The organism is Xanthobacter flavus (genome assembly GCF_017875275.1).
GTDB lineage: Bacteria > Pseudomonadota > Alphaproteobacteria > Rhizobiales > Xanthobacteraceae > Xanthobacter > Xanthobacter flavus_A.
The window spans coordinates 4,007,615-4,022,219 of the sequence record NZ_JAGGML010000001.1 but is presented as its reverse complement, the minus strand read 5'-3'; the positions used below and the strand labels follow the sequence as shown (position 1 = coordinate 4,022,219).

At 66.7% G+C, this 14,605-nt stretch carries 15 protein-coding genes; 2 read left to right on the top strand and 13 right to left on the bottom strand.

The genetic code is table 11. The features are described from left to right. Positions 1-10: 10 nt before the first annotated feature. The 5 genes from J2126_RS19065 to J2126_RS19045 all read right to left on the bottom strand — a co-directional run bounded on the left by J2126_RS19065 (position 11) and on the right by J2126_RS19045 (position 5,732). Complete coding sequence (locus tag J2126_RS19065; RefSeq protein ID WP_209488420.1) at positions 11-934, bottom strand: CobW family GTP-binding protein; 924 nt, start codon at positions 932-934, stop codon at positions 11-13. Next, positions 927-2,447, bottom strand: a complete 1,521-nt coding sequence (locus J2126_RS19060; RefSeq protein ID WP_209488418.1) for an amidohydrolase family protein — start codon at positions 2,445-2,447, stop codon at positions 927-929. The genes J2126_RS19065 and J2126_RS19060 overlap by 8 nt, the downstream gene beginning before the upstream one ends. Positions 2,448-2,527: 80 nt before the next feature. After that, a complete protein-coding gene (locus tag J2126_RS19055; protein ID WP_245327483.1) occupies positions 2,528-3,886 on the bottom strand; it encodes an ABC transporter substrate-binding protein in 1,359 nt (452 codons plus the stop codon). Positions 3,887-3,909: 23 nt separating this feature from the next. Beyond that, positions 3,910-4,986, bottom strand: a complete 1,077-nt coding sequence (locus tag J2126_RS19050; protein ID WP_209488417.1) for a Glu/Leu/Phe/Val family dehydrogenase — start codon at positions 4,984-4,986, stop codon at positions 3,910-3,912. Then, positions 4,986-5,732 (bottom strand): DJ-1/PfpI family protein, encoded by a 747-nt coding sequence (locus J2126_RS19045; protein ID WP_209488415.1) that lies wholly within the window; start codon positions 5,730-5,732, stop codon positions 4,986-4,988. Before J2126_RS19045 ends, J2126_RS19050 begins: the two co-directional genes overlap by 1 nt. Positions 5,733-5,829: 97 nt before the next feature. Between J2126_RS19045 and J2126_RS19040 the strand changes: the two genes are divergently transcribed. After that, a complete protein-coding gene (locus J2126_RS19040) occupies positions 5,830-6,825 on the top strand; it encodes a GlxA family transcriptional regulator (RefSeq protein ID WP_209488413.1) in 996 nt (331 codons plus the stop codon). A gap of 43 nt (positions 6,826-6,868) precedes the next feature. Further along, positions 6,869-7,039 carry a hypothetical protein gene (locus J2126_RS19035; RefSeq protein WP_209488412.1) on the top strand — a complete coding sequence of 57 codons (171 nt, stop codon included), beginning with the start codon at positions 6,869-6,871 and terminating at the stop codon, positions 7,037-7,039. Positions 7,040-7,219: 180 nt separating this feature from the next. Here the strand turns inward: J2126_RS19035 and J2126_RS19030 are convergent, their stop codons facing one another. From J2126_RS19030 to J2126_RS18995, 8 genes are all read right to left on the bottom strand, one after another. Then, positions 7,220-7,690, bottom strand: a complete 471-nt coding sequence (locus J2126_RS19030) for a RidA family protein (RefSeq protein ID WP_209488410.1) — start codon at positions 7,688-7,690, stop codon at positions 7,220-7,222. Positions 7,691-7,710: 20 nt separating this feature from the next. Beyond that, a complete protein-coding gene (locus J2126_RS19025) occupies positions 7,711-8,838 on the bottom strand; it encodes an alpha-hydroxy acid oxidase (protein ID WP_281066406.1) in 1,128 nt (375 codons plus the stop codon). 76 nt (positions 8,839-8,914) lie between these two features. Then, positions 8,915-9,688, bottom strand: coding sequence for an SDR family NAD(P)-dependent oxidoreductase (locus J2126_RS19020; protein ID WP_209488406.1), 774 nt, complete (start codon positions 9,686-9,688; stop codon positions 8,915-8,917). A 3-nt stretch (positions 9,689-9,691) separates the two neighbouring features. Continuing rightward, complete coding sequence (locus J2126_RS19015) at positions 9,692-10,795, bottom strand: hypothetical protein (RefSeq protein WP_209488404.1); 1,104 nt, start codon at positions 10,793-10,795, stop codon at positions 9,692-9,694. Further along, positions 10,792-11,784 carry an ABC transporter substrate-binding protein gene (locus tag J2126_RS19010; RefSeq protein ID WP_209488402.1) on the bottom strand — a complete coding sequence of 331 codons (993 nt, stop codon included), beginning with the start codon at positions 11,782-11,784 and terminating at the stop codon, positions 10,792-10,794. Before J2126_RS19010 ends, J2126_RS19015 begins: the two co-directional genes overlap by 4 nt. Before the next feature lie 60 nt (positions 11,785-11,844). Further along, positions 11,845-12,633 (bottom strand): ABC transporter permease, encoded by a 789-nt coding sequence (locus J2126_RS19005; protein ID WP_209488400.1) that lies wholly within the window; start codon positions 12,631-12,633, stop codon positions 11,845-11,847. A gap of 3 nt (positions 12,634-12,636) precedes the next feature. Beyond that, on the bottom strand, positions 12,637-13,452 hold the full coding sequence (locus J2126_RS19000; protein ID WP_209488398.1) for an ABC transporter ATP-binding protein: 816 nt from the start codon (positions 13,450-13,452) through the stop codon (positions 12,637-12,639). Positions 13,453-13,455: 3 nt separating this feature from the next. Beyond that, positions 13,456-14,592: a M24 family metallopeptidase gene (locus J2126_RS18995; RefSeq protein WP_209488397.1), complete on the bottom strand. Its 1,137-nt coding sequence runs from the start codon at positions 14,590-14,592 to the stop codon at positions 13,456-13,458. Between the last annotated feature and the right edge of the window lie 13 nt (positions 14,593-14,605).

The window sequence follows — 14,605 nt, the reverse complement described above, 5'->3', positions numbered from 1 at the left end:
GACAATCATGTTATTCTTGAACCATCGCTTCGAGCTCGGCCTTTGCCCCTGCTGCGTCAAGATTGCCTGCGCGTCCAATCAGCACCAGGCGCGCACCCTCCACGGGCAGATCCGAGGGCAGCAGGCTGGCGCGGCGGCCGACGAGCTGGAACAGGAAGGTCTGGCCCGGCCGCTCGACGACGCGGATGAGCCCCTTGGCCCGCACGAGACGCGGCGCAAGGTTCTCTATGATGGCCCTGAACCGCGGGAGGGCCAGCGGACGCGGCGACGTCCACTCGACATGGACGAAGCGATCGTCGGAGATCAAGGAGGCCTCGGTGAGAGGCACCCCCTCGCGCTGAAAGGGCTGGCCGACGAGAAGCTCCAGCGGAATGCCCCCGCTCTCGTCCGCAACGACGACCAGCGTCTTGCCCCTGCCCGCAAGTCTCGCCCGCAGATCATCGACGGCGGCCGTCTCGCCGGCTTTGGCGAGAACGATGATGTCGGCGGCCCGGACCTGGGCCTGCCAGAGGTCGTCGGCCACATCATGCATCTCGACGTCCACCACCGTCACCACGGCGTCGAGCCGCACCGCCCTCCGCAAGACTGGATCATGCAGCGCTTCGATGATCCCGCGCGGGTCGGACACGCCGCTCGCCTCGATCACGATGGCACCGATTGGCCGGCCGGCTGACAGCACCCCTGCAAGGGTACGCAGCAGGTCGCCCTGCAGCGAGCAGCAGATGCATCCATTCTTCAGCGCGAAGACCGGCAGGCCGGTGGCGGAGAGGATGGCCTCGTCGATGGCGATGGCGCCGAAGTCATTGACGATGACGGCCAAGGGCAGATCCACGTCACCGACCAGCATAGCATTGATCAGGCTCGTCTTTCCGGCCCCCAGCGCGCCTGCGATGATGACGACGGGAACAGGAAGCGCGGCTTCGCCATCATGCATGCGCCGGTCCTCGGGCACGCAGCGGACGCCCCGGCCGGGCGCGCGCGTCAAGCCGGCCCCCCAGAAGGACCGGTCGCCCGCACACCAGCAACGCGTCGACACCTGCGGCCGGCGCCGTCATGTCGGAAAAGCTGGCCCGAGAGGCGATGGTCGCGGGATCAAACACAAGGATATCCGCGTCGCACCCCTCCTGGAGGCGCCCCTTCCGCTTCATTCCGGGCAAGCAACTTTCAATCAGGCGGGCCGGCAACACCGTGCATTTGGCGAGCGCGTCCACGAGCGCGATCCTGCCACGGTCGCGCCAATACTCGCCGATGAACTTCGTGAAGGTTCCGGCTGAGCGCGGGTGGGACGACAGGCGCTTCGGCAGCGGCCATTCCTCCCCGCGATAGATGGCGCCGTCGGGTTCCACCCATGGCATTCCATCCGAGGCGATAATGCCGCCGGGGTAGAGGACCGACAGATCTAGTAGATCCTGAAAGGCCGGTTCGTTCTCGATATCAAGGAAATGCCATGCCACCAAGGCGGCGGGGTCCGCTTCCCGGGCCGACAGAAGGTCCGCCCTGTCCTTCAAGTGCGCGCCATTGTGGATCAATTCGATGCTGTTGTATCCGGACCCGGTTCGATCCGGAAAATCCAAGGCCGCGAAGAAGCTCGCCGAAATTACCGTCGAGCCTGTCCCGTAGGGGTAGGCCTCAACCGTGACCGGGAGACCGCACGCCTGTGCGTGCTGGATCAGCGCCCGGCACCGCGCGATGTCGTGCAGCGATGTCGAGTTGAGATGGCAGATGTGCATGCGCGCGCCGGTGGCGGCTGCCAGGCCGACGATGCGGACATAGGAATCTTCGGAACTCAGCGGATCCGCGTTGGCCATGTTGGCGATGTGCGTGAAGGTTGGAGCCGCATGGCGGGCGGCAAGCTCGCAGACCCGCGTCATCTCCTTGATCCCGGCGCCGGGGGCGTAGCCGTGGGCGATGCCGATGCCGATCCCCCCTTCCCGCAGTCCGGCCTCGATGACGGAGCAGATCTCCTCGACCGCGCGCGCGCCCGCAACGTCGCTCGACCACCCGCCGCGATTATCGGCCCCCTCCCCCATCATTTCCATCGGATGCCGGCCCGGATCAGGCACGATGCCGGCCATCACCTGCTTGCGGGCGAAGATCCAGCTCGCCGAAGCACCATAATTCAGTACCCGCCCGACTTGCTCCTGCCGCTCGTACCAGGTTCCGACGGGAAGAACGCCGACCTCGAGCTCCAGCGTCGTCGTCACGCCATCGAATGCCTGCATCCAGTCCGCGGCGACGCACTGGCCGTGGGCGTGGAGATCGATGAAGCCGGGGCACACGACGCGTCCGGTCGCATCGATCAGGCGCGTCCCGTTCGCTTCCGGGATGCGCCCGATCCGCACGATGCCGCCGCCCCTGATGCCGACGTCCGCGACCTCGTCGCGGCCGGTCTCGGGATCGATCACCCGCCCTCCGGAAATGATGACATCGAAAGCTTTGCTCGGCACGACGCTCCGCCTCCCCCGTCGATAAGCCCCGTCCTGCCCCAACCATGTTCGCGCCGGTCAGGGCAGGGGTGGCGCTCAGCCTATTTCGCTTTGCCGGCAACCAGCGGACAGTCGCTCTCGCTCAGGGGGCGATAGGCGACTTCGGCGGAGATCGTCTCCTGGACCTTGTAGTAAGCCCAAGGCTTTTCCAGCTCTTTCGGCTCCTTCACTTGAACCAGATAGAAATCGTGGATCAGCTTGTTGTCGGCCCTGAGCTTGGCACCCGGTGCGTAGAAGTCATCGACCGGCGTCGCGCGCATCTTTTCGAGAACGCGATCCGTGTCATCCGACTCGATGGCCGCGACCGCCTTCAGATAGTGGAACACGGCGGAATAGACCGCGGCCTGCGGCGCCGTCGGCATGGCGCCGTGCAGGGCATAGAAACGCTTGGCGAAGGCGCGGGTGCTGTCGTTCAAGTCCCAATACCAGGCCGTGACGCCCGTCAGCCCCTTCGCCATCTCCAGGCCCATGCCGTGGATGTCGGTGAGGAACATGAGCAGCGCGACCGGCGTCTGGGGGCCGGCATTCATGTTGAACTCGTTCCACTGCTTGATGGAAGAAACGAGTTGCTCTCCGGCGTTGGCAAAGGCGACGACCTTGGCACCCGAGCTTTGCGCCTGGAGGAGGAAGGAGGAATAATCCGCATTGCCAAGCGGGTGGAACACCGAGCCGACGGACTTGCCGCCGACGGTGCCGAGCATCCGTTCGGACTCAGCCACCATGTTGCGCCCGAAGGCGTAGTCGGCAGCGATGAAGAACCATTTGTCCTGCCCCTGGCCGACGAGCTTGCGGATGGGGCCGGCGACCAGGTTGTAGTTGTCGTGCAGCCATGCGAGCCCGGTCGGAGCGCACTGCTTTCCGGTGATCTCCACCGTGCCCACGGCGGAGTACATCACCAGCTTGTTCTTTTCTCGCCCGAGAGACTGGATGGCCAGGGCAACTGCCGAATTTCCGATGTCGGCCACCATGTCGACGCCTTCGGAGAACCAGCGCCGCACGATCTGGGCTCCCACGTCAGCCTTGTTCTGGTGATCGGCGACGAGGAGTTCCACCTTGATGTTGGGCGAGAGTTTCTTGAAATCCTCCACGGCAAGCCTGGCGGCCACCACCGATCCCTTGCCGGAGAGATCGGACAAGGGACCGGATTGGTCATTGATGATGCCAATCTTGACAACGCCCTCGGATATCTCCGCCGCCGAGGGCGTCGCCGCGAGCGCGAGAGCCATGATGGCGCCGACACCGGATACCCAAAGCGCCCGCAAGCAACTTCTGCGTTTCTGCATGCCTTGATCGTACGTCATTTCGAGTATTCCCCTGCGAGCCGTATCGGCTTCCTGGATTGATTGCGGGCGACGGACGCAGCCGCGCGGAGTGGCTCGCCCTCGCCTGTTCTTTTGCAAATCCTGCTCTTGGAGGTGAAAGGCTACAACGGCCGTTTTCCCTCGTTTTCTGCCATGGCCCCGGCGGCCCGCACGATCAGCTCCCGGGCCATGACGTCGGCGACCAGCGCCGGCGACGTCCTGCTTGCCTCCGCCCGGTCGAGCACCTGCCCGAGGCGGCCGGGAGTACGGTGTACGGCGTCGTGGACCATACCGCGGTCGTGCCCGAGGTATTCTGCCGCCACGTTGATGATGCCTCCGGCATTGGCGACGAAGTCGGGCACGTAGAGTATGCCCCGCTCGTGCAGGCGGCCCGCATCCGCCTCGGTGGCGAGCTGGTTGTTCGCGGCGCCAGCGACGAGACGCGCGCGCAGCTGCGGAATGGTGACCTCGTTGAGCCCGGCACCGAGCGCACAGGGGGCGAAAAGGTCGACGTCTGACGCATGGATTTCCTCCGGCGAGACCACCTCCACGGGGGTCGTCGCGCGCAGACGCTCTGCCGCCTCCGGGTGCACGTCGGCGACCACCAGCGAGGCGCCAGCGTCATGCAGGCGGCGGCAGAGGTCCGCACCGACGCTGCCGAGGCCCTGCACCGCGATCCGACTCTCCGACAGCGGACGGCCCCGCCGTGCACACACATGGGCGATGCTGAGAAAGACGCCGAGTGCGGTCCACGGCGAAGGATCGCCGCCGGCCTGGTCCGCATCGGCCGGAAGCCCGAAGACGAAAGGCGTCTGCGAGCGCGCGACTTCCATGTCGCGCGGCGTGGTGCCCACGTCTTCGGCGGCCAGATAATCGCCTCCGATCTCGTCCAGAACCCGCCCGAATGCCCGGAACAGCGCAGCTCGATCGAAGGCGCCAACGGGCCGCCGGATGACGGACTTGCCGCCGCCCAAAGGCAGGCCTGCCATCGCGTTCTTGTAGCTCATGCCGCGGGCAAGGCGCCGGGCATCCGAGAGCATGGCGGCTTCGTCGTCATAGTGCCAGAAGCGGCAGCCCCCGGTCGCCGGCCCCAGCGCCAGCGAGTCCACCACGATGACCCCCGACAGGTCGCTGTCGGGATCCTCGAACCGGAAGATGCTCTGGCCGCCTTCCTCCATGCGGGTCAGTTGCAAGGTCATCACGATGCCCCGCTGCAGGAGGGAAGCGCGGCGGAATCAGCCCCCTGCGGGCCCGTGCCGTGCTGCATTCGCGCGACCGCCCGCTGGCTGGAGCGAAGCCGCTCCTCGAGCAGCGGGCGGGCGGCGGACCGGACCTCGGCTATAAGCTCGGCCGGAGCGTTGTCCTCGGTGATGTCGAAGGGTGGCTTCGGGTCATACTCCAGCATCAGCTGGACGCGCTTCGCGACCTCGTCGCCGCACAGCTCGGCCGCCACCTGGAAGGCGAAGTCGATCCCCGCCGTGACGCCGCCTCCGGAGATGCGGTTGCGGTCCACCACGATGCGTTCCTTGACCGGGATGGCGCCGAGGATCGCGAGCTGATCGCGCGACAGCCAATGGCACGCGGACTTGTAGCCATCGAGCAGCCCGGCACCCGCGAGGATGAAACACCCGGCGCACACGGACGTTACATAGCGCGCGCGCGCGCCCGCCTGGGCGACGAAAGCCATCACCTCCTCGTTATCCATCAGCGCCATCTGCCCCGGACCACCACCGACGCAGAGCACGTCCAGTTGCGGACAGTCCGCGAAAGTGGTCGTCGGCATGAGAGTGAGCCCCACGTCGCTCGTGATCGGCTCGATGGACTTCCAAAGCAGATGCATCCGGGCGCCGGGCAGGCGGGCGAAGACTTCGAACGGTCCCGTGACATCCAATTGGGTCATGCCGGGGAAAAAGAGAAGTCCGATATCCAGCGTTGTTTTATTCACGTCGTTCCCTCTCGATGCTGCGGCATGAGATTGGGCATGACAGGGCGCGGCGGAAACGACATTCTACCCACCTTTCCTGCCAACGACCGGCAACGGGATGGGGGGCGGCTTGCAGCAGCGACATGTCGTCTTCGTGGTGTTCCCCGATGCCCTGGTGCTCGACCTCTCCGGTCCACTGGCAGCGTTTGAACTGTCCTGCGAGACCTCCGAAGGCGCCGCGCCGCCCTACCGCCTGACGGTGGCGTCGGTGGCAGGCGGGCTGGTGCGCACGTCGTCGGGCCTGGAGCTGATGAGCCAACCGCTCGCGGGTGTGGGCGAGGTGGACACGTTGGTGATCGTGGGCGGGCCTGGGGTGCATATCGCCGCACGCGAGCCGCTCCTGCTGGCGTGGCTCTCGGAACGCGCCGGGGGCATCCGCCGGGTCTGCTCCGTCTGCACAGGCACTTTTGTGCTTGCGGCGGCCGGGTTACTCGGGGGGCGGCGGGTGGTGACGCACTGGGGTTCCTGCCGGCTCCTTCAGGATCGCTATCCGGATCTCATGGTGTCGGCCGATGCGATCTACGAGCATGACGGTCCCGTCTGGACCTCCGCAGGCGTGACCGCGGGCATCGATCTGGCGCTCGCCCTGATCGAGGACGACCGCGGCCGAGCCGAGGCCATCAGGGTGGCCAAGCGGCTGGTCGTCTTCTTGAAGCGTGGTGGAGGACAGACTCAGTTCAGCGTCCCGCTGGCCCTACAGGAGGCCGATGACGGCGGCTTCGAGGCCCTGCACAGCTGGATCAGCGATCACCTCGACCAGGACCTCCGGGTCGAGACCCTCGCCGAGCGCGTTTCCATGAGCCCGCGCACTTTCGCCCGGCTCTATGTGGCGCGGACGGGGCGCACGCCGGCCAAGGTGGTGGAGGAGTTGCGGATCGAGGCTGCCCGCCGCGCTCTCGAGGAGACACGGCAGAGCATCAAGGAGATCGCGGTTCGCTGCGGCTTCGTCGACGAAGAGAGGATGAGGCGCGCCTTTCGCCGCCGATTGGGCGTGAACCCGCAGGACTACCGCGGCAAGTTCGGATCGATCGAAGCCGGCGGCGACGTACGCTGATCCCTATCCGCGCATCGCGCCCGTCACGGCGCGGGCGAAGGCCGTGACCCTCATTCCCGTGAACCCCGGCAGCCCCGGCTTCGAGAAGGAGATCGCGGCGACCGAAAAGCTGGTGAAGGCCGGCTTCTATCCCTGCCCGGTGGATTTCGCCACGGTGGTGGACGGCCGCTATGCCGAGCAGATCCTCAGCGGCGACAAGACCCCGAACAACTGACGAAAGGTCGGGTCGCGGCGCCGGCGAAGCCCTGGCACCGCCAGCGTCACATGAACTGTCCTTGCAGACAAACGAAAAAGGCTCCTGCCATGTGCAGGAGCCGTTGCGTTTTGGGCTCCAAACAGCGCGTGTCCGCCTGTGCGGCTTTGGAGTGGGTCTGCGAACGCCGTTGGTGCAGGACTACCTCTCGTGGATCTCGAACACCCCTTCCACCTCGACCGGCACATTACGCGGCAACGACGAACTGCCGACTGCGATGCGTACGTGACGCCCGGCGTCGCCGAATACCTCGACCATAAGGTCCGAGGCACCGTTGATGACCTTGGGGTGATCACCGAACTCAGGCACGGCGTTCACGAAGCCTCCGAGGCGCACAACGCCAGCCACCTGGCCCAGATCGCCACCTAGTGCCTTCGACAGCTGTGCGAGCAGGTTGATGGCGCAAAGGCGCGCCGCGGCCTGACCGTCGGCGAGGGACACTGTGTCGCCGAGCTTGCCGGTGAACTGATCCTGTCCGTCGCGGGTGGGCACCTGGCCGGCCACGTAGAGGCACGTCCCAATGCGCCGGGTCGGCACGTAATTGGCCGAAGGGACGGCGGCATCGGGAAGCACGATGCCAAGTTGCGCGAGGCGGTCTGCGATCTTGCTCATGGGTTTCGGACCTCCTGTCTTCAAGCTGCGGTCGGCAACGGCACCACCCTGCGGATGCTGTCACGGTTGATGTCGTCGAGAGACCTCCAGCCGCCGATGGCCATGGCCAGGTCGATCTCCGCCTTCAGCAGTGCAAGGGCGTGACGGACGCCCGCTTCTCCTGCGATGGCGAGGCCCCACAGATGGCTCCGGCCGATGAGGACCGCACTGGCACCGAGTGCGATGGCCTTTAAAACATCCGAGCCTCGGCGGACCCCGCCGTCGAGAAGCACGGGAACTTCGCCCGCTACCGCGTCGACGACCTCCGCGAGGGCCTCGATTGCGCCCAGGGTCCCATCGAACTGGCGGCCGCCATGGTTGGAGACCTGCACCCCATCGCAGCCGAGAGACACGGCATGGCGCGCATCCTGGGCCCGCAGAATGCCCTTGATGATCAGCGGGCCATCCCAGATGCCGCGCAGCCATTCCACGTCCTTCCAGGACACAGCGGGGTCGATCAGCGTCGAGATGTAGCGCGCCATGTCCACCACCCCGCCGCCGCCATAGGGCTCGAAATTGCGGAAGGTGACGCGCGGCGTGCGCGCCATGCGCATCCACCAGCCCGCGTGAAGGGCCGCATCGGCCAGCGTGCCGAGCGACAGGCGCGGGTCGATGGTGAAGCCGTTGCGGATGTCCCGCTCGCGCCGGCCGAGTACGGGACAGTCGACGGTCAGGACGAGGGCCTCATAGCGTGCGGCCCTGGCCCGCGCCGCGAAGTCCCGCGTGATGCCGCGGTCCCGATAAATGAACAGCTGGAGCCAGCGGCCCCCCTCCCCGGCCCCGGCGACCTCCTCGATGGAGAGTGTCGCGCCGGCGCTTACTTCCATGATGGTGCCTTCGGCCGCGGCGGCGCGGGCGACGTCCGCCTCCCCTCGCGGCCAGAGCAGGCCCGAAGAGCCCGTCGGCGCAATCAGGACAGGTGTCAAGATGCGCCGGCCGAACAGCGTGCGGCCCTGTTCCCGAGTTTCCCCGCCGGTGAGTGCCCGCGCCATGAGCGCGTAGTTGGCGAAGCCGCCGGCGTTCCGCCTGAGCGTCGACTCGTCCCCGGATCCACCGTCGACGAAATCGAACAGCATGCGCGGGAGCGTTCGACGCGCGGCAGCGCGCATGTCGTCGATGGTGAGAAGGGATGACAAGCGTCTGCGTCCGGTCGAAAACATCGGGGCAACTCGCGCTCGGTGAGGATCAATCAGCGGTCCAACCGCCATCGACGAGGAGTGATGCCCCGGTCACGAGCGCGGCGGCATCGCCGGCGAGGAACAGGACGGCGCCCATCACATCCTCGACCCGGCCGATGCGACCGAGCTTGATGCGCGCACGGACTGCAGCCAGCGCGTCGTCGTTCAGTCCGTAGGAGCGGGTCAGCGGCGTATCGATGAAGGTGGGCGCGATGGCGTTGACACGGATATCGTGCGGCCCAAGCTCAACCGCCAGCGCTTTGGTAAGGCCCTCGATCGCGAATTTCGAGGCGACATAAAGCGACCTGTTGGCCGCGCCCACATGCCCAAGCTGCGACGAGATGTGGATGATCGATCCCGGTCGTCCAGTCGCGATGAGCGCGCCGGCGACGCTCCGGGCGAGGAAGTAGGCGGCCTTCACGTTCAGATCGAAAACGGCGTCGAAATCCTCCGGCGTCGTGTCGAGCAGTGGGCGCGGGCGATTGGTGCCGGCATTGCTCACCAGAATGTCGAACGGCTCGAACCGCTCCAGCACGTCCTGCATCGCCCGCAGGTCAGTGATGTCGAGGGGCAGCGCGGATGCCGCGCCGCCGGCCGACCGGATGGCTTCGGCCCCGGCCTCCACCTCCTCCACCGTCCGCGCGCACAGGGTCACATGGGCGCCCGCCCGCGCCAGGGCCGCGGCCGCCCCGAGCCCGATGCCGCGACCGGCACCGGTGACGAGGGCGCGGCGTCCCTCCAGGCGGAAGGACGGCGTTTCCGGCAGCGGAGGCAGGGCCATGCCTCAGCCGCCGAGCCGTGCGCGCAGCTCGCCCAGCGCCGCGGCCGCCGCTTCCACCTCGCCCACCTTGAAGCCGGCCGCGAGGTCCGGGCTGTGAGCCGCCAGCGCGCGCCGCGCAGCCTCGGAATAGACCACCCGTCCGTCCCCGGTCACGCTGACCCCGTCCGCCGCTTCGAAGCCACGGTTCCAGGCGATGGCTTCCGTCTCGGTCATCCCGTCCGGCAGGTCGAGCGTCACTCGGCCGCGATCGACCCTGACCGGATACCCGCCCGGCAGGCCCGCAGGCCCCGGCACGTGGGCGCCAATTTCGCCGTGGCCGGCAAGCGCCAGCAGCACGGGAACGGCGGCGGCGCCGGAGATGGCGTTGAGATCGCGGTAGGGGAGCTGGACATGGCGGGTCCAGCCGTCCACGTCCTCGACCTCCTCGCCGCCGATCCAGGAGCGCACGGGGGCGCCGGTACGCTCGGTGCCAGGCTTCCGCCACTGGACGAGATGCTGGTGATGGCCAAGGACGCGAACGCTGGCACGCCGCTCGGGAGGGACCAGAGCCTCGATGATGGACGAGAAGATCCCGATATTGCCTACGCCGCAGGTGATTGGCAGGCCGGACGCCGCCAGAACCTGGTTCACCCCATCCGGATAGCAGGTGTTGACGAAGGCAATGTCGGCACCGCTGGCCTTCACCGCACGCGCCGATCTTGACGGCAGCAACGCATGGAACGCGATGGTCATGCCGAAGCCGGCCTCCGCCACCAGCTTCGACCACGCGCTGTCCAACCGGTCCACCTTCCAGGGGGACTGGAGCGAGGCCGACTGGACCAACACGCGGGGCGCGGCGGCGGCGATGGCTTCGCCCACCGTCTCCGCCGAGGACTGGTCGACCGCGAGGGTATCGAAGGTGGCCGTCGTGCCGAAAATGGCGGCGCGCGCGTTGCCCGCCTGCGCCAGCCACGTCATGCGCTCGCGATTGCGCCCGCCGATGGTGACCCTGACGGGCCCGCGCGCCGTGGCCGCCAGGTCACCGATCATGATCTCGGCGAAATAGCCGGTTCCGATGATGAGAATGTCGCTGTTGGCCATGGTCTGCCCTTCGTGCTCGAGGGTCACTTCAGGAAATCGTTGGTGAACACCTTGGAGATGTCGGTCTTATCCTTCATCATCTCCATGGCGATCAGCTGCGCCTGAAGGTTCTCCCAGGCCGCGGCGGTCGAGTGGCCGAGACCGTTCTGCTTCACGTCCGGCGACTGGGTGAGTTTGAGAACCTCGGGCAGCTTCAGCTCCGCATACACCTTGTCGGTGCTGGGATTGGCCTTGATGAAGGCCGCGTAGGCCGCCTTGGGATCATCGATGGCCGCCTGCCAGCCCTTCAGGAAGGCGCGAGTGAAGCGCTTCACGAGGTCCGGCTTCTCCTTCACCAGGGCCGGGTTGGTGAGCAGGGAGGTGGAATACATCTTCATGCCGAGGTCCTCGAAGAGGATCCAGCTGACATCCTCGCCTGTCGCCCTCAGCTTCAGCGCGTCGTTGAAATAGAAGCCGACGCCCACATCGATCCGGTTGGAGGCGATCATGGCGACGAGCGCGCCGTCGGCCGGCACCTCGCGCAGCTTGGCGGCATCGAGCTTGAGGTCCTTCTTCATCGCCTCCCACTGGCGCCCGGTGTTGCTCTTGAGCTGGACACCGATGGTCTTGCCGTAGAGGTCGGTCTTGACGTCCTTGATGTTCTGGGACGTCTTGAAGATGAAGGCCGTGGGATTTTGCTGGAGCACCACTGCTGTTGCGACCAGATCCAGCCCGCGCTGGGCGCCGATCAGGATCTGATCGGCGGTGGCATAGCCGAATTCCGCGTCCCGGTTGCCCACCAGCTTCACGGTGACGGACGAGCCCTCACCGGGCAGGAGATCGACATCGATGCCCTCGTCGCGGAAGTAGCCGCGCTCCATGGCGAGGAAGATCGGCGCGTGCTCGGCACCGAACACCCAGTCGAGCCGCAGCTTCACCTTGTCGGCCGCCTGCGCCACTACCGGTGCCAGAAGCCCCGACAGCGCGATGCCGGCGGCGGCCGTGAGTTTCAGAAGAGACCTGCGTTCCGTCCACATGTCCGTTCCCCTTTGTCACTGGAAGGTTCGTTTTCAACACAAGGTCTGCGGCCCCGCCGCTCACATGGTGGCCTGCACCCCGCCGCCTTCCGGGGCGGACGGAATGAGAAGACGCTCGGCCAGCACCACGGCGAGGAACATGAGGATGCCGAGGACGCTGAGGCAGATGATCGCCGCGAACATCAGCTCGGTATCGAGCGTGATGTTGGAGGCGTTGATGACGTATCCCAGCCCTTCACCGGCGGCGACGAACTCGCCCACCACGGCTCCGACGATGGCGAGGGTAATGGAGATCTTCAGCGCGGCGAAGAAATAGGGCATGGCCCAGGGCAGGCTGATCTTGGTGAATTTCTCCCAGGTGCTGGCACCCAGGGAATCCATGTATTGCAGCAGCTCGGAATCGACCGAGGTGAGCCCCTTGGATGTGTTGATCACCACCGGGAAGAAGGCGATCAGCGCGGCGATCACCACCTTGGGCGTGAGGCCGAAGCCGAACCAGATGAGGAAGAGCGGCGCGAAGGCGATCTTGGGCAGGATTTGCGCCGCCACCAGAAACGGATAGGTCAGGTCACGGATCACCCGCGAATAGGCGATGCCCACCGCGATGAGGAAGCCGCTGGCCACCGCCGTCAGGAAGCCGAGCGAGATGGCGACGAAGGTGGGCCAGGTGTTCTTGATGAGGATGGCCCGGCTCTCCCACGCCACCTCGGCGATGCGGGAGGGCGGGGGCAGGATCACCGGCTTGATGCCGAGGAGATCCACCAGCCCTTCCCACAGGCCGAAGAATGCGACGAAGACGAGCACCTGGCCGAAGGTGACCGAGACGCGATAGAGCGAGGCGCCGGACATGGTTCACACCTCCGCCATGACGGGCGCCGGCGCGGATGCCGGATCGCGGGGGCGCAGCAGGCCGCGGATGCGGGAGGCGAGCGCGGCGAAGTCCGGCATCTCGCGGATTTTCTCGGTGCGTGGGCGAGGGAAGGGCACGTTGATGCGCTCCAGCACCCGGCCGGGGCGCGCGGACATCACGACGATCTGTTCGGACAAGAGCACCGCCTCGGGGATCGAGTGGGTGATGAAGACGACCGTCGTCTCCGTCTGGGCCCAGATGCGCAGCAACTCCTCCTGAAGGGTCTCCCGCGTGATCTCGTCGAGGGCGGCGAAAGGCTCGTCCATCAGGAGAATTCTCGGGCGGAAGGCGAGCGCACGGCAGATGGAGACGCGCTGCTGCATGCCGCCGGACAGCTCATGCGGGAAGCGATGCTCGAAGCCGGCAAGGCCGGCGACCTGGAGCCAGTGCCGGGCCTCGGCCTCGCGCTCGCTCCGGCTCATGCCGCGGCGGGCGACTTCCAGGGTCAGCATCACGTTGTCGAGCGCGCTCCGCCACGGCAGCAGCAACGCCCGCTGAAAGACGTAGCCCACCTGCCCTTGCACCTTGGTCCGCGCCAGCGGCTCCCCGTCGAACAGGACGCGGCCGCCCGAGGGCTGGAGCACGCCGGAGAGGATCTTGAGCAAGGTGGTCTTGCCGCAGCCCGAGGGTCCCACCACGCTGAGGAATGAGCCGGGCGCGATATCGAACGAGACCTTGTCGAGCGCCGTGGTGACGCCCGTCCTGGTCTTGAACACGACGGACAGGTCCTCGATCGATATTCCGGGGGCTTTGGCCATGGCTCAACCGATCCTGATCAGTCGGTCGGTGTCGGTATAGTCCGACAACAGCTCCGAGCCGGTGGCGGTGATCAGCATCAGGTCCTTGTTCTGGACCCCGAAGCCGTAGCCCGTGCGGTAGCAAAGGGGCTCGAAGCCCAGCACCATGTTCTCCTCGAGTGCCGCCGACTTCCCGGGCTGGCCGAGGAGTGGCGTCGCGCCGAGATAGGGGTCTTCGTGAAGGTGGAGGCCGATGCCGTGGCCGACGAACGAGATCGGCGGCAGGTTGTGGGCCTTCAGCCGCCCCACGAAGTCGTTGTAGATCTCGAGGCAGTCGGCCCCCGGCTTGGCGATGTCGAGCAGCCGATACTTGCAATCCACCATCACCTGCCAGACCTCTTCGGCCATGGGCGGTGGCTCTTCCACATAGGCGGTGCGGCAGACGCCCGCCTGATAGCCGCCGATGACGGAGAAGATCTCCACGCGGCAGACGTCGCCGCGCACCAGCTTGCGGTCGGTGGGACCGACATTCGGCAATTGGCTGCGCTCGCCGGTGGCGGTGATAAGCAGCTTGAAGTGCTCCGCGCCCAATTCGTAGATGTTGCGGGTGAGATGGGCGGCGATGTCGAGCTCGGTATCGCCGGGCTTGAGGGCCGAGAGCGTGTCGCCGATGGCCTGGTCTGCGATGCGCGCGAGCCGGCGCAGCAGGGCCACTTCGCCGGGCGTCTTGATCTGCCGGAGGCGCGAGAGGAGATGCTCGGCGGGCACGAAGGTGACGCCGGGCAGGGCCGCCGAGAGGCGGGCGAAGTCTCCTGCCGGCAGGTAGTCCATCTCGATGCCGATGCGCCCGCCCGAGAGGCCGAGGCCGCCGAGCATCGTAGCGAGCACGCTCATGGCGTCGTCGGAGAACTCCTTCCAGATGGTGAGGGGCACGCCCGGCGCCTCGCGCACCACCGTGCTCTCCTCCATGTCCACCACGAACAGATTGAGCGCCGCATCCGCGCTCACCACCGCCATGGCGTGGCGATGGCGCAGCAGCGGCTGGGAGGGGACGACGAAGCCCGCCGCATAGGCGAAGTTCTCCGGCGAGCAGGAGACGATCGCGTCGATGCCCTGCTCGCGCATGGCGGCGGCCTGCCGGCTGAGGATTTCCTCACGCATGTGTCTTATCCCT